Source organism: Geodermatophilus arenarius, from assembly GCF_042654585.1.
Taxonomy (GTDB): domain Bacteria; phylum Actinomycetota; class Actinomycetes; order Mycobacteriales; family Geodermatophilaceae; genus Geodermatophilus; species Geodermatophilus arenarius.
Window position 1 is genome coordinate 25,063 of the sequence record NZ_JBHSGR010000004.1, and the last position, 14,342, is coordinate 39,404.

The window sequence follows — 14,342 nt, forward strand, 5'->3', positions numbered from 1 at the left end:
ACAATTGCAGCCACCCGGATCCGGGCGACGCGCACATTCCACCACAGAAGTGAGGGGAGGGAGCAATCCCCGACGGTGGGTCGCCCTTTTCGGGGAGGAATTCGGGCGAGCGGAACGGAACCCGTCAGGAAATGGGGCGGACCAAGGGGAACAGGATCGTCTCGCGGATACCGAGGCCGGTGAGCGTCATCATCAGCCGGTCGATGCCCATGCCGACCCCGCCGCTGGGCGGCATCCCGTACTCGAGGGCCTCCAGGAAGTCCTCGTCGAGCACCATGGCCTCGGGGTCGCCGGCCGCGGCCAGCAGCGCCTGCTGGGTGAACCGCTCGCGCTGGACCACCGGGTCGACCAGCTCGGAGTAGCCGGTGCCGCGCTCGATCCCGCCGATGTAGAGGTCCCACTTCTCCGCCAGCCCCGGCGTCGTGCGGTGCGCGCGGGTCAGCGGCGAGGTGTCCACCGGGTAGTCGACGACGAACGTGGGGGCCTGCAGGGAGTCCTGCACCAGCGCCTCGAAGAGCTCCTCGACGACCTTGCCGGGCAGCCAGGCCGGGTCGACGCCGACGTCGTGCCGCTCGGCGAGGGCCCGAAGGTGCTCCACCGGCGTCTCCGGGGTGACCTCCTCGCCCACGGCGTCGCCGACGAGCGAGTACAGCGGCACCTGCGGCCACTCCCCCGACAGGTCGACCTCGGTGCCGTCGTGGTGGCGGGCGGTGTGGTCGCCGAACAGCGCCGCGCAGCACTCCTGGATCAGCTCGCGGGTGGTGCGGGCGACGTCGGAGTAGTCGGCCCAGGCCTCGTAGAACTCGAGCATCGCGAACTCCGGCGAGTGCGAGCTGTCGGCGCCCTCGTTGCGGAAGTTGCGGTTGATCTCGAAGACCTTCTCGAGCCCGCCCACGATGCAGCGCTTGAGGAACAGCTCCGGCGCGATCCGCAGGTACAGGTCGAGGTCGAAGGCGTTCATGTGCGTGCGGAACGGCCGGGCGGCGGCACCGCCGTGCACGGTCTGCAGCATCGGCGTCTCGACCTCGAGGAAACCGCGGCCGGTGAGACCGGAGCGCAGCGCGGCCATCACCTGCGCGCGCTGCCGGACGGTGCGGCGCGCCTCGTCGCGGACGATGAGGTCCACGTAGCGGCGGCGGACCCGCAGCTCCTCGCTCATCGGCTTGTGCGCCACCGGCAGGGGGCGCAGCGCCTTGGCCGCCATCCGCCAGGAGTCGGCGAACACCGACAACTCGCCGCGCCGGGACGTCCCGACCTCGCCCTCGACGAAGACGTGGTCGCCGAGGTCGACGTCGGCCTTCCAGGCGTCCAGCGCCTCCTGGCCCACCCGGTCGCGGGAGAGCATGACCTGCAGCTCGGCGTCGCCCTCGCGCAGCGTCGCGAAGCAGAGCTTGCCGGTGTTGCGGCTGAAGATGACCCGGCCGGTGACGCCGACCCGCTCGCCGGTCGTGGTGTCGGGCTCGAGGTCGGGGTGCTTGGCCCGGACGTCGGCCAGCGAGGTGGTGCGCGCCACCGTGACCGGGTAGGGGTCGACGCCGGACTCGCGCAGCCGGTCGAGCTTGGCGCGGCGGACCCGGAGCTGTTCGGGGAGCTCGTCGTCCGGGAGGCCCGGGGGTTCGTCGGTCACGTCGTCCGAGCCTACGGCCGTGCGCCGCGACACCCCGCCGGACTCCCTCCCCAGGGCCCCGTCGGTCGCTACCGTTCCGAGACCGCGACGGTCCGGCGGCGCGGCGGGACCCCGGAGGCATGGGTGGGCAGCATCGTCGGCTGGATCGTCACCGGCATCGCCACGTGGACCGCGGCGGTGTGGCGCAGGACCGCGGACTTCCACCGCCGCGTGTTCACCCCGGCCGACCGCTTCGCCGTCCGCGACCACCAGCTCGAGCGGCTGGCCGCGCTGCGCGGCGCCTGGGGCATCGCGATCCTCACCGTCGCCCAGCTGCAGTGGGGCGGGCTGGGTAGTGTGACCGACCAGGTCTCGCGCATCGTGCTGTCGGTGATGCGCTCCGCGGCGATCGGCGGCGTCGCGATGCTCGTCCCGATGGCGGTGATCCTGTTCCTCACCCCGCCGCCCCTGCGCCGGCAGCAGGCCGCCAACCTCCGGGTGCCGCTGGGCCGGCTGGGCGGGTCGGTGGCCGGCCTCGTGCTGGCCGGCGGGCTCGTCTGGCTGGTCCTCACCCAGGTGCAGCCGAGCGGGCTGATGGCGCTCGTGACCCTCGCCCTCGGCTGGACCGCCCTCGTCGCCGTCTGGGCGACGATCTGGGTGGCCGGCCGGCTGGTCGTCGTCCACTGGTTCTGCGCCGTCGACGGGCACCCGACGCTGCGCGGGCTGACCGAGATCGCGGTGGCGGTCGTCGTTCTCGTCCTGGGCGTCGTCGGCCTCTGGGACCCCGAGGACGCCGGCATGCCGGTCCCGGTGGCCGTCGCGTTCGCCGTCGTCGGGCCGCTGATCAGCGCCGCGCTGGCCACGGTGGAGCTGCGGCGGCTGCGCGCCCGCGGCATCGGCCTGGGCACCGTGCTGCCGGCGAGCCCGGCTCCCGCCTAGCGGCGGCCGCCGGCCTGGGCGCGCTCGAAGGCCAGCCGCAGGCCGTGCACGGTGAGGTCGGGCTCGCGCTCGCCGACGGTGCGGCAGCTGTCGGCCACCAGCGGCGCCAGGCCCCCGGTGGCGACGACGACCGGCGGGTCGCCGAACTGCGCGACCAGCTCGCCGGCGATCCGGCCGACCAGCCCGTCGACCAGGCCGGCGAAGCCGAGGACCAGCCCCGACTGCAGCGCGGCGACGGTGTTCTTGCCGATCGCCTGCGCCGGGACGGTGAGCTCCACCGACCGCAGCTGCGCCGCGCGGGTGGCCAGCGCCTCGAGGCTGACCTCGACACCCGGGGCCAGCGCGCCGCCGAGGAACTGACCCTCCGGGCCGACGGCGTCGACATTGGTGGAGGTGCCGAAGTCGACCACGACGACGGGGCGGCCGCTGCCGTCGGGCGCCCGGCCGAACAGCTCGTGCGCGGCCAGCGCGGTGACCACGCGGTCGGCGCCGACCTCGCGCGGGTTGTCGACGTGCAGCGGGACGCCGGTGCGCACGCCGGGGCCGATGAGCACCACCGGCACCTCGAGCGAGTCCAGCAGCTGCCGCAGCGCGGGCAGCAGCGCCGGCACGGTGGAGCAGGCGGCGACGCCGGTGACCTCGGTGTCGCGCAGCAGCCCGCGCCACAGCATGCGGATCTCGTCGGAGGTGGCCCGCGCGTGCGTCGTCACGCGCCAGCACCCGACCCGCCGGGCCCCGTCGAAGGTGGCCAGCACGGTCTGGCTGTTGCCGACGTCGACGGTGAGCAGCACGCCGGTCAGCTCCGCAGGTCGAGCGCGAGGTCGAGGATCGGCGAGGAGTGGGTGAGCGCGCCGACCGACAGGAAGTCCACGCCGGTCGCGGCGACCTCGCGGGCGACGGCGAGGGTCAGCCCACCGGTGGCCTCGAGCTCCGCGCGCCCGCCGACCAGCGCCACCACCTCGCGCAGCTGCGCGGGCGGCATGTTGTCCAGCAGCAGGAAGTCCGCGCCGGCCTCGACCGCCTCGACCGCCTGCGCGGGGGTGTCCGCCTCGACCTGCACCGGCACCCGCGGCGCCCGCTCGCGCACGGCGGCGACGGCGGCCGCGACCGAGCCCGCGGCGGCGACGTGGTTGTCCTTCACCATCGCGACGTCGTAGAGGCCCATGCGCTTGTTCGACCCGCCGCCGCAGCGCACCGCGTACTTCTCCAGCGGGCGCAGCCCCGGGGTGGTCTTGCGGGTGTCGAGGACGACGGCGCCGGTGCCCTCGACGGCGTCCACCCAGGCGCGGGTGGCGGTGGCGATGCCGCTGGCCCGGCTGGCGATGTTCAGCGCGCTGCGCTCGGCGGCCAGCAGCGCCCGCACGGGGCCGCGGACGGTCAGCAGCACGTCCCCGCGGGTCACCCGGTCGCCGTCGGCCGCGCCGGCGGTGAGCGTGGCGCCGGGCGCGAGGCGGGTGAACACGCGGGCGGCGACGGGCAGGCCGGCGACGACGCCGTCGGCGCGGGCGACGAGGTCGGCGGTGCCGTACTGCGCCGGGGGCACGGTGGCGGCGCTGGTGACGTCGAGTGCGACGGCCAGGTCCGGCGCGCCGGGCAGGACGGCCCCGCCGGCGAGGTCCTCGGCCAGCGTGCGCTCGACCAGGTCGCCGACCCAGGCCTCGGCCAGCCCGGTGCCCGCCAGCGACCGCGGGTCGGCGGTCACCACGGCGACACCACGGGGGTCCCCACGGGCCGGCGGGTCAGGCGCAGCCGGCCGTCGTCGTCGAGGCGGACGTCGAGGTGCACCCGCCAGTCCTCCTCGGTGGCGGGGTGGTCCTCGCGCCAGTGGCAGCCGCGGGTCTCCTCCCGGGCGCCGGCGGCGGCGGTGAGGGCGCTCGCGACGGTGAGCAGGTCGGTGGCCTCCCAGCTCGCCACGCCGGGCGCGGCGCCTGGGGCGGCCGCCAGCCCGGCCGCCAGCCCGGCGAGCACGCCGGTGGCCCCGGCCAGCCCGGCGCCCGAGCGCAGCGCCGCGACCCGGGCGGACATCGTCTCGGTGACCGTGCGCCGCCCGGCGGGGTCCAGCAGGCCCGAGGTGCCGGCGGCGGCCGCGCGGGCCGGCGCGGCCGGGGGCAGCGAGCGGGCCAGCTCCGCGCCGATGCGGGCGGCGAACACCAGCCCCTCGAGGAGCGAGTTCGACGCCAGCCGGTTGGCGCCGTGCACACCGGTGCAGGCCGCCTCGCCGCAGGCGTAGAGCCCGGGGACGGTGGTCCGGCCGGCCAGGTCGGTGACCAGGCCGCCGGAGGCGTAGTGCGCGGCGGGCGTGACCGGCACCAGGTCGGTGACCGGGTCGACGCCGATGGCGCGGCAGCTGGCCACGATGGTCGGGAACCGCTCGGCGAGGCCGGGGACGTGCCGGGCGTCGAGCCACACGTGGTCGACGCCGTCGCGCAGCTGCACGCGGGTGATGGCCTTGGCGACGACGTCGCGCGGCGCGAGCTCGGCCTGCGGGTGGACACCGGCCATGAACCGCTCCCCCGCCCCGTCGCGCAGCACCGCGCCCTCGCCGCGCAGCGCCTCGCTGACCAGCGGCTGCTGCCCGCGGGCGCCCGGGCCGCGGTACAGCGACGTCGGGTGGAACTGCACGAACTCCAGGTCGGTGGCCACCGCGCCGGCGCGCAGGCCCAGGGCCACGCCGTCGCCGGTGGACACCGCGGGGTTCGTCGTCGCGGCGTAGACCTGGCCCATCCCGCCGGTGGCGAGGACGACGGCCCGCGCGCGGACCGCGCCCACGCCGTCCTCGGTGCCCTCGCCGAGGACGTGCAGGGTGACGCCCGCGGCCCGGCCGCCGGCGTCGGTGAGCAGGTCGAGCACCATCGCGTGCTCGACGAGGGTGATGCCGGGGTCGGCGTGCACGGCCTCGCACAGGGCGCGCATGACCTCGGCGCCGGTGGCGTCGCCGCCGGCGTGCACGATCCGGTCGGCGGTGTGCCCGCCCTCGCGGGTGAGCAGCAGGCGGCCCGACGGGTCGCGGTCGAAGCCGGCGCCCCAGCCGATGAGCTGGTGCAGCCGCGCCGGGCCCTCGGTCACCAGGGTGCGCACGGCGTCGGGCTCGCACAGCCCGACGCCGGCGACCTCGGTGTCGCGGGCGTGCGCCTCGGGGCTGTCGGCCGGGTCGAGCACCGCGGCGATGCCGCCCTGCGCCCAGCGGGTCGACCCGTCGTCGACGCGGACCTTGGTGACGACGGCGACCGACAGCCCGGCGGCCCGGGCGTGCAGCGCGACGCACAGGCCCGCGACGCCGGAGCCGACGACGCAGACGTCGGCCGACAGCTCCCAGCCGGGCGCGGGGGCGGCCAGCCGGGTCGGCAGGCCGCTGACGGTCGGGGCCGCCAGGGTCACCGGACGGGGACGCCGAGGTCGCTGCGCCGCTGGTCGGCCGCGCCCGGCACCGGGGCCGAGGGGTCCCCGCCCAGCTCGACGACGCGGTTGTCGCCGTCGACGTGCACGACCTTCGGGATGTAGCTCTTGGCCTCGGTCTCGTCCATGAGGCCGTAGCTGATCAGGATCACCAGGTCGCCGGGGTGCACCAGGTGCGCGGCGGCGCCGTTGATGCCGATGACGCCGCTGCCCCGCTCGCCGGGGATGACGTAGGTCTCCAGCCGGGCGCCGTTGGTGACGTCCACGATCGCCACCTGCTCGCCGGGGATGAGGTCGGCGGCGTCGAGCAGGTCCTCGTCGATCGTCACCGAGCCGACGTAGTGCAGGTCGGCCTGCGTCACCGTCGCCCGGTGGATCTTGGACTTGAGCATGGTGCGCATCATCGGGGCTCTCCCAGGGTGACGGGGACGTTGTCGAGGAGTCGGGTGCTGCCGGCGCGGGCGGCCAGCAGGAGGCGGGCGGGGCCGGCCGCGGGGGCCGGGCCCAGGTCGGGGTCGGTGAGCTCGAGGTAGTCGGGCACCAGCTCGGGCGCGCCGGCCAGCACCGCGCGGGCGGCGGCGAGGACGGCCTCGGCGCCGCGCGGGCCGGCGTCCGCCCCGGCACGCAGCGCCCGGTTCAACGTCGCGGCCCGGGCGCGCTCCTCCGGCGCCAGGTAGCGGTTGCGGCTGGACAGCGCCGTGCCGTCGGCCTCGCGGACGGTCGGGACGCCGACCACCTCCAACGGCAGCGCCAGCTCGCGGACCATCGCCCGGACCAGCGTCAGCTGCTGGTAGTCCTTCTCGCCGAAGAGGGCGAGGTCGGGCCGGGTGAGGCCGAACAGCTTGGCGACGACGGTCAGCACGCCGGCGAAGTGGCCGGGCCGGACCGCGCCCTCGAGGACCGACCCGAGCGGGCCGGGGTCGACGGTGACGCCGAGCGAGCCGGGCGGGTAGACCTCGTCGACCGGCGGGTGGAAGACGACGTCGGCGCCCTCGTCGGTGAGCGCCGCGAGGTCGGCGTCCCAGGTGCGCGGGTAGCGGTCGAGGTCCTCGCCGGGGCCGAACTGGGTCGGGTTGACGAACACCGACACGACGACGCTGCCGGCCCGCTCGCGGGCGGCGCGGACGAGCGTGCGGTGCCCCTCGTGCAGGGCGCCCATGGTCGGGACCAGCGCCACCGGGCCGGGCAGGGAGGCGCGCAGGCGGGCGAGGTCGGCGGCCGTCTCGGCGATGGACGGGGCGGTGGGGCGGGTGGACGACACAGCCGTGGTGCTCGTGGTCATCGCGACCCGGCCGGGTCGGCGGCCTCGTGGAGCAGGTCCAGCAGCGGCGCGCCCTCGTGCCGCTTGAGCCGGCCGGCGGACAGCGCCCGCTCGGTGGTCCGCTGCGCCATGGCGACGTAGGCGGCCACCGACTCGGGGGCCCGGTCGGTGAGCGTCGCGAGGTGGTCGGCCACCGTGCCGACGTCGCCGCGGCTGACCGGGCCGGTGAGCCCGCGGTCGCCGCGGCGCAGGCCGTTGTCCAGCGCGGCGGTGAGCAGCGGGGTGAGCACCCGGGCCGGGGCGTCGACGCCGGCCCGGCGCAGCAGGTCGGCGGCCTCGGCGACGAGGGTGACCAGGTGGTTGGCGCCGGTGACCAGCGCCGCGTGGTAGAGCCGCCGGTCGTCCTCGGCGACGAAGAACGGCTCGCCGCCCATCTCCAGCACCAGGGTCTCGGCGACCGGCCGGTGCTCGGGGCGGCTGGTGACGCCGAACGGGGCGCCGGCGAGCCGGTCGGCGTCCTCGGGGGCGCCGGTGAAGGTCATGGCCGGGTGCAGGGCGAGCGGGAGGACGCCGGCCCGCTCCGCGGGGGCGAGAGCGGCCAGGCCGTGCGCGCCGGAGGTGTGGAAGGCCAGCTGGCCGGCCCGCCAGGTCCCGGTCTCGGCGAGGCCCGCGACCAGGCCGGGCAGCGTGTCGTCGGGGACGGCGAGGACCACGAGGTCGGCGGCGGCGACCACCTCGTCGGCGGGCAGCAGCGGGGTGCCGGGCAGCAGCCGGGCCGCGCGCTCGGCGGAGGCGGTGGAGACGCCGGAGGCGGCGACCACGTCGTGGCCGGCGGCGGCGAGCGCGGCCCCGAGGACGGCGCCGACGCGGCCGGCGCCGATGACGCCGACGCGGAGGCGGGCGGGGGCGCTGTCGGCGGGCTCGAGCCCGGCAGCGCGGGGGGTCCTGCGGGCAGCAGGCATCGGGTCACCTCTCGTTCCAGTCCCTGGCGGGTACCGGACTCGGTGGACGGACCGTCGTCGTTGGCGGCCCGGGTGGTGCGGGTGCGGTGCGGGTCGTGCCGGCGGGCCGTCCGCTGCGACCGGGTGTGTCACGCGGGCGACGCGCCGAAGGCGAGTGTGAGTCGGCCCCGGGGCCCCTGCAACGGAACGGCGGTGTGGGGTGGCTCACGCTCTCCTCGCCGGGGTGGGCGGGGAGCCCGTCCGGGGGCGGTCCTACGGTTGCGGCGGCACCGGCGCCGACGCGGTCGCCGGCGGACACGAGGGAGTGACGTGGGCACGTTCGAGGGACGCACCGCACTGGTCACCGGCGGCAGCCGCGGCATCGGGCTGGCCATCGCCCGCAGCCTGGTCGACCGGGGGGCGCGCGTGGTGCTCACCGCCCGCAAGGCCGAGGCGCTGGAGGAGGCCGTCGCGTCGCTCGGCGGACCCGACGTCGCCGTCGGCGTGGCCGGCAACGCCGGGGACGCCGCACACCGCGCCGAGGCCGTGCGCACCGCGGTCGAGCGGTTCGGCAGCCTCGACCACCTGGTCGGCAACGTCGGGATCAACCCGGTCTACGGCCCGATGGTGGACCTCGACCTCGACGCGTTCCGCAAGATCCTCGACACCAACGTCGTCGGCACGCTCGGCCTGGTGCAGGAGGCCTGGCGGGCGTGGATGTCCGAGCACGGCGGCTCGGTCCTCGTCGTCGCCTCGGTGGCCGGGCTCAAGGCCTCGCCGATGATCGGCGGCTACGGCGTCAGCAAGGCGGGGCTGGTCAACCTGGTCACCCAGCTGGCCGTGGAGCTCGGCCCGAAGGTGACGGTCAACGCGGTCGCCCCGGCGGTGGTGAAGACCCGGTTCGCCGGCGCCCTCTACGAGGGGCGCGAGGAGGAGGCCGCCCGCGCCTACCCGGCCGGCCGGCTGGGCGAGCCCGAGGACGTCGGGGAGGCCGCGGCCTACCTGCTCGGCGCCGGCTGGGTCACCGGGCAGACGCTCGTGCTCGACGGCGGCGCGCTCTCCCGCGGCCCGGCGTAGCCGACGGCCCCTCGGCCCCTCGCGGGCAGGAGGACCCCGTCCTCCTCACCGCTCGCGAGCTCGCGGCGAGCCTCTGGACGGGGCCTGGCGCGAGCCTGCGAGCGGTGGGGGGCGAGGGGTCCTTCGTCAGGCGTCGCGGTATCGGCGGCGCCGGCCGCCGGGGGTGACCCCGCTCTCGGCGAGGATCTGCGCCAGCCGCGCCGCGCCGGCCTCGTCGTCGGCCGGCGGGACCGCGTGGCCGCCGTGCCCCGCGGCGGCGGCGTGCACGGCGGGGCGCTCGAGGGTCAGCTGCTCCTGCGGCGCCGGGGGCAGCAGGTCGGCGGGCAGGTCGGTGCGGCGCCGGCGCGGCACCGGCGGGGGCGTTCCCACGCGCGCGACCGGCTCGGGCTCGGGCTCCGGCGCGGGGAGCGGGGCGGCGACCGTGGCCGGCACCGCGGCACCGGGGCTGTCGGACGGCCCGGGCCAGCCGCCCAGCTCACGGGGGACGGCGGCGTGCCAGGCGGCGGTCGCCGGCTCCAGGGGCTCGCGGCCGGTCCGCACCGACTGGGTGCGCATGACCACCCGCTCGATGTGCATCTCGCCGGCGTGGTGCAACTCGCCCGTGGGGGACAGCTCGCCCGCGGACCGCTCGGTCAGCTCGGCGCGCAGCCGGCCGACGTCGGCGCGCAGGCCGGCCAGCTCGGCCAGGTCGGTCCGCAGGGCGCCGATCGCAGCGACCTCGGCGTGCAGCGCGCCGAGGCCGGCGAGGTCCCCGCGCAGCCCGGCCACCTCGGACCGCAGCCCGTCGAGCTCTCGGCGCATCGACGCCTCGGACTCGCCGCGGACCCGCGCCTCCAGCTGCCGCTCCGACTCGCGGTGCGCGGCCGCCTCGCGGTCGCGCTCGGCCTCGTGGGCCCGGCGCAGCCGCGCCTCGAGGGCGGCGACGTCGGGACCACCCCCGGCCGGCTCCGGACGGCGTCCGGCCATGAAGGCGGCGCCCAGGCAGGCCCAGGCGACGGCGACCACGGCCACCCGCAGGACCTGGGGGTCGTCGCTGAGGAAGACGACGGCGGTCGCGGCGGTGGCGAGCGCGCACCCGAGCACCTGCCCGGCGACGCGCAGCCGTCCCCCCGTCCGCATGGCCTCAGGGTAACGCTGAGCGAGCCCCCGACTGCGGCACGGAATCGTCCCGTGTGGCGCAGCCGGAGGGCCCGCCCGCTGCCGCTAGCCCTGCGCGAGGGCGGCGTCGGAGCTGAAGACCAGGCCCATCGAGACCTCGCCCTGCTGGATGGCGGCCTTGGTGGCCGGGCCGCCGGCGTCGAACTCGCGGAACTCGGCGAACTGCAGGCCGTAGGTCTCCTCGAGGCCCGGCTGGCAGAACGGCCGGGTCGGGCACTCGGCCGGCCCGCCCAGGACCAGCGACCCGTCGCCGCAGGCGTCGGCGAGCTCCGACAGCGTGGTCACGCCGAGTCGGTCGGCGAACTCCTGGGTCACGGCGAAGGCGTTCTGGTTGGCGGCCTCCGACGGCGTGCCGAAGGTCAGCCCGACCCGGTCGGCCAGCGGCTGCAGCGCGTCGCGGGTGGCCTGGGCGTCGCCGCTGGCGATCGGCGTCGGGTCGGGGCCGTTGACCTGGGTGTTGAGCGCCTCGGTGACGGTGGCCAGGTACTCGGGGAAGACCTGCAGGTCGGTGCCCGAGATCAGCGCCGGCAGGTAGAGGTCGCGGTTGCCCACCTCGCGCACGGTGGCGTCGAAGCCCGCGGCTCGCAGGACCCCGGCGTAGACGTTGGCCAGGACCGTCGACTCGGTGAAGTTGCCGGCGCCCACGATGACCGGCCCGCTGCCCTGCTCGAGGCCCTCGGTCACGCCGCTGTCCTCGACCCACTGCGCCGCGACGTCCTCGGCGCTGCGCCGCTCCAGGTCGACGGCGGCGTTCATGTCGATGAGCTGGTCGGTGGTCAGCGCGGCCGAGACCGCGTCGAGGGCCGGCACCAGCGCCGGGTTGGCCGCGGCGGTGGCCGAGGTCACCGCCGGCACGATGTTGTCCGCGTTCTGCAGCTCCTGGTCGTCCTCGAGGACGACGAGCTGGTCGCCGGCCACCGGAACGCAGGCGTCGCCGCTGGCGGCCGAGCCGCTCGCGGTCGAGCCGCCGGTACCCGAGGAGCCCGACTCGCCGCAGGCGGCGGTCAGGAGCAGGCCGGTGAGCAGGAGAGGAGCGAGTGCGCGCTGCCTGCGCATGGTGTTCCGCCTTCTGTGTCCCGTGCGGCGTGCGGCCGCGACGCGTGTCTGGCGGGGGTCGCCCGCGCGCCCATGCAACCCGCGGGTCCCGCACACCGACACCGCCCCCGCCGATGTGTTGCGCTCTCGTTACCCTCCCGCGATCGGCCGGAGACGCAGGTCACAGCGGCACCCCGCTGGCGGTGGGTTCCGGTACGGCGCCGTCCCGCGAGGCGGGGGTGCGGGCGTGCAGGAACGGCAGCCGGCGCGGGCCCGGGGTGACCGCCCAGGACAGCACCGCGAGGACGAGTTCGGTGAGCAGCGCCAGGCCCGCCACGAGGATCGCGCCGGCGATCATCACGCCGTAGTCCTGCTGGCCGAACCCGAGGTTGATCAGCCGGCCGAGCCCTCCCCCGCCGACGAGCGCGGCCAGGCCCGCCGTCGCCACCACCTGGACCGCCGCCGTGCGGATGCCGGTGGTCACCAGCGGCAGGGCCAGCGGCAGCTCGACCCGGCCGAGCACCTGCGCCCGGCTCATCCCCATCCCGCGGGCGGCCTCCTCCACCTCGGGGTCGACGCCGCGGAAGCCGACGAAGGTGTTGGTGAGGATCGGCGGGACGGCGAACACCGCCAGCGCGATCGTCGTCGCGCGGTTGCCGAAGCCGATGGGGCTGACGGCGAAGAGGGTGAGCAGCGCGAGGGTGGGGACCGCCCGGCTGACGTTGGACAGGACGACGACCAGGCCCGCACCGCGGCGCGCCGTCCCCAGGGCGGCGCCGACCGGCAGCGCCACGACCATCGCCGCCAGCACCGCGACGGCGGAGATGCCCAGGTGCTCCAGCGTCAGGTCGACGATGCCGTCGGGGCGGGTCCAGTTGAACGGGTCGTTGAGGTAGACCAGCGCGCGGGAGAAGTCGTTCACCCGTCCTCCGCGCCGGCGCTCGTCGGCGTCGTGCCCGGCGTTGCTCCGCCCCCGCGTGAGCTCGCGAGCTCGCTCACGTCCGCACCGCCCGCGTCCACGGGGTGAGCGCCCGCTCCGCGCCGGCCAGCAGGACGTCGGCCAGCAGGGCGAGCAGCACGCACCCGACCGCGCCGGTGACGATCTCCGCGCGGTAGAAGTTCGCCGCGAACCCGCCGGTGATCAGCTGCCCGAGCCCGCCGTGGCCGACCAGGACGCCGACCGTCGTCAGTGCGACCGTGGACACCGTGGCGATCCGCAGCCCCGCCATGAACGCCGGCAGGGCCAGCGGCAGGTCCACCCGCCAGAACGTCTGCGCGGCCGACAGCCCCATCCCCCGCGCCGCCTCGCGGACGTCGGCGGGGACGCCCTGCAGGCCGGCGAGGAAGTTCCGCACCAGGATGACCAGCGAGTAGGCGACCAGGCCGATGAGCACGGTGTTCGACGACAGCCCGGTGAAGGGCACCAGCAGCGCGAACATGGCCAGCGACGGGATCGTGTAGACGACGGTGGACAGGCCGAGCACCGGCGCCGACAGGAACCGGCTGCGCCGGGCGAGCACCGCCAGCGGCAGCGCGACGGCCGCGCCGATCACCACCGCCAGCACGGTCAGCCGGACGTGCTCGCCGGTGTAGGACAGGATGGAGTCCCAGTTCTCCGTCACGTAGGACGGGTCGAACCACGGGTTCGGCGCCTCGTCCACCGCGAGCGGCCCCACCGCGGGGTCGCTCACCGCGTCCAGCAGGGGGCGCGCACCCAGGGAGGTCACCCCGTGGACGCTACTGCCGCTGCGGGCCGGGAGAGCACCGCAGAGGAGATCCGGCTCGAGGGGGTCAGCAAGACCTACCCCGACGGCACCGTCGGCGTGGAGCGGCTGGACCTGACCTTCGCCGCGGGCGAGCTGTCGGTCCTGGTCGGCCCGTCCGGCTGCGGCAAGACCACGACGATGAAGATGATCAACCGGGTCATCGAGCCGACGACGGGGCGGATCCTGCTCGGCGGTGAGGACGTCACCCGCGTCGACGCCGACCGGCTGCGCCGCCGGATGGGCTACGTGATCCAGAACGTCGGGCTCTTCCCGCACCGGACCGTGCGGGACAACGTCGCCACCGTGCCGCGGCTGCTGGGCTGGGACAAGCGGCGCACCCGCGCCCGCGTCGACGAGCTGCTGGCCACCGTGGGCCTCGAGCCCGCCGTCCACGGCGGGCGCTACCCGGCCCAGCTTTCCGGCGGCCAGCGGCAGCGGGCCGGCGTGGCCCGGGCGCTGGCGGCCGACCCCGCCGTCCTGCTGATGGACGAGCCGTTCTCCGCGGTGGACCCGGTGGTCCGCGAGCGGCTGCAGACGGAGTTCCTGCGGCTGCAGGAGACGGTGCGCAAGACGATCGTGTTCGTCACCCACGACATCGAGGAGGCCGTCCGCCTCGGCGACCGGATCGCGGTGATGAGCACCCGCGGCCACGTCGAGCAGTTCGCCCCGCCCGCGGAGCTGCTCGGCCGGCCGGCCAACGCCTTCGTCGCCGACTTCGTGGGCGCCGACCGCGGCCTCAAGCGGCTGGCGGTCACCGGCATCGGCCCCGACGACCTGGAGCGGCCGCCGGTCGTGCACGTGGCCGACGGGCTGGCCGACGCCCGCGCGTCGCTGGAGGCCGCCGGCGCCCGCTGGGCGGTCGTCCTGGACGACGACGGCCGGCTGCACGGCTGGCTGTCCGCGGAGCGGGCCACGGGCGCCGGCACGGTGGGGACGGCGGCGCGCCGGATGGAGGCCTGGGTGCCCGCCGACGCGACGCTCAAGACCGCGTTCTCGACGATGCTCCAGCACGAGGCCGGCTGGGTCGCGGTGCTCGACGGCGACGTCTTCCTCGGCGTGCTCACCCCCGACTCGCTGCACGCGGCGCTGCGCCGCTCGGTGGAGGGGACGGCCCCGGAGACCGCCGGCCCGGTGCCCGCCCGGGGCTGAGCGGCCGGGCCGGC

Annotated in this window: 14 protein-coding genes; 3 read left to right on the forward strand and 11 right to left on the reverse strand. The window is 76.6% G+C overall.

Annotated elements, in window-relative coordinates:
- Positions 1-124: 124 nt before the first annotated feature.
- The gene (gene lysS, locus ACFO3M_RS05055; RefSeq protein ID WP_387987170.1) at positions 125-1,627 is read right to left on the reverse strand and encodes a lysine--tRNA ligase; all 1,503 of its coding nucleotides are present in this window, start codon (positions 1,625-1,627) and stop codon (positions 125-127) included.
- Between the two features lie 123 nt (positions 1,628-1,750).
- Between lysS and ACFO3M_RS05060 the strand changes: the two genes are divergently transcribed.
- The gene (locus tag ACFO3M_RS05060; RefSeq protein WP_387987173.1) at positions 1,751-2,545 is read left to right on the forward strand and encodes a hypothetical protein; all 795 of its coding nucleotides are present in this window, start codon (positions 1,751-1,753) and stop codon (positions 2,543-2,545) included.
- Here ACFO3M_RS05060 and ACFO3M_RS05065 read toward each other — a convergent pair.
- Genes ACFO3M_RS05065 through ACFO3M_RS05090 form a run of 6 tightly spaced genes read right to left on the reverse strand, consistent with a single transcriptional unit; the run spans position 2,542 to position 8,164 of the window.
- Positions 2,542-3,336, reverse strand: coding sequence for a type III pantothenate kinase (locus ACFO3M_RS05065; RefSeq protein ID WP_387987176.1), 795 nt, complete (start codon positions 3,334-3,336; stop codon positions 2,542-2,544). The two genes, ACFO3M_RS05060 and ACFO3M_RS05065, sit on opposite strands and share 4 nt — an antisense overlap.
- Positions 3,337-3,341: 5 nt before the next feature.
- Positions 3,342-4,247: a carboxylating nicotinate-nucleotide diphosphorylase gene (gene nadC / locus ACFO3M_RS05070; RefSeq protein WP_387987179.1), complete on the reverse strand. Its 906-nt coding sequence runs from the start codon at positions 4,245-4,247 to the stop codon at positions 3,342-3,344.
- On the reverse strand, positions 4,244-5,923 hold the full coding sequence (locus tag ACFO3M_RS05075; protein ID WP_387987182.1) for an L-aspartate oxidase: 1,680 nt from the start codon (positions 5,921-5,923) through the stop codon (positions 4,244-4,246). Before ACFO3M_RS05075 ends, nadC begins: the two co-directional genes overlap by 4 nt.
- Positions 5,920-6,345, reverse strand: coding sequence for an aspartate 1-decarboxylase (gene panD / locus ACFO3M_RS05080; RefSeq protein WP_387987184.1), 426 nt, complete (start codon positions 6,343-6,345; stop codon positions 5,920-5,922). Before panD ends, ACFO3M_RS05075 begins: the two co-directional genes overlap by 4 nt.
- Positions 6,342-7,202: a pantoate--beta-alanine ligase gene (gene panC, locus ACFO3M_RS05085; RefSeq protein WP_387987187.1), complete on the reverse strand. Its 861-nt coding sequence runs from the start codon at positions 7,200-7,202 to the stop codon at positions 6,342-6,344. The genes panD and panC overlap by 4 nt, the downstream gene beginning before the upstream one ends.
- Before the next feature lie 17 nt (positions 7,203-7,219).
- Complete coding sequence (locus ACFO3M_RS05090) at positions 7,220-8,164, reverse strand: Rossmann-like and DUF2520 domain-containing protein (protein ID WP_387987190.1); 945 nt, start codon at positions 8,162-8,164, stop codon at positions 7,220-7,222.
- 309 nt (positions 8,165-8,473) lie between these two features.
- Between ACFO3M_RS05090 and ACFO3M_RS05095 the strand changes: the two genes are divergently transcribed.
- Positions 8,474-9,220, forward strand: coding sequence for an SDR family oxidoreductase (locus tag ACFO3M_RS05095; protein ID WP_387987193.1), 747 nt, complete (start codon positions 8,474-8,476; stop codon positions 9,218-9,220).
- 126 nt (positions 9,221-9,346) lie between these two features.
- Here the strand turns inward: ACFO3M_RS05095 and ACFO3M_RS05100 are convergent, their stop codons facing one another.
- From ACFO3M_RS05100 to ACFO3M_RS05115, 4 genes are all read right to left on the reverse strand, one after another.
- A complete protein-coding gene (locus tag ACFO3M_RS05100) occupies positions 9,347-10,339 on the reverse strand; it encodes a DUF6779 domain-containing protein (RefSeq protein ID WP_387987196.1) in 993 nt (330 codons plus the stop codon).
- An 84-nt stretch (positions 10,340-10,423) separates the two neighbouring features.
- A complete protein-coding gene (locus ACFO3M_RS05105) occupies positions 10,424-11,434 on the reverse strand; it encodes a glycine betaine ABC transporter substrate-binding protein (RefSeq protein WP_387987198.1) in 1,011 nt (336 codons plus the stop codon).
- Between the two features lie 160 nt (positions 11,435-11,594).
- A complete protein-coding gene (locus ACFO3M_RS05110; RefSeq protein ID WP_387987201.1) occupies positions 11,595-12,335 on the reverse strand; it encodes an ABC transporter permease in 741 nt (246 codons plus the stop codon).
- A 73-nt stretch (positions 12,336-12,408) separates the two neighbouring features.
- Entirely contained in the window at positions 12,409-13,140 is a 732-nt protein-coding gene (locus ACFO3M_RS05115) for an ABC transporter permease (protein ID WP_387987203.1), read from the reverse strand.
- A gap of 3 nt (positions 13,141-13,143) precedes the next feature.
- On the opposite strand from ACFO3M_RS05115, the gene ACFO3M_RS05120 reads away from it, so the two are divergent.
- On the forward strand, positions 13,144-14,328 hold the full coding sequence (locus ACFO3M_RS05120; protein WP_387987206.1) for an ABC transporter ATP-binding protein: 1,185 nt from the start codon (positions 13,144-13,146) through the stop codon (positions 14,326-14,328).
- Positions 14,329-14,342: the final 14 nt, after the last annotated feature.

What these genes read in the sequence shown, in the direction of transcription:
- ACFO3M_RS05090 (WP_387987190.1), bottom strand. Translation starts at nt 8,164, where the DNA reads ATGCCTGCTGCCCGCAGGACCCCCCGCGCTGCCGGGCTCGAGCCCGCC.
- ACFO3M_RS05105 (WP_387987198.1), bottom strand. Translation starts at nt 11,434, where the DNA reads ATGCGCAGGCAGCGCGCACTCGCTCCTCTCCTGCTCACCGGCCTGCTC.
- ACFO3M_RS05100 (WP_387987196.1), bottom strand. Translation starts at nt 10,339, where the DNA reads ATGCGGACGGGGGGACGGCTGCGCGTCGCCGGGCAGGTGCTCGGGTGC.
- panD (WP_387987184.1), bottom strand. Translation starts at nt 6,345, where the DNA reads ATGATGCGCACCATGCTCAAGTCCAAGATCCACCGGGCGACGGTGACG.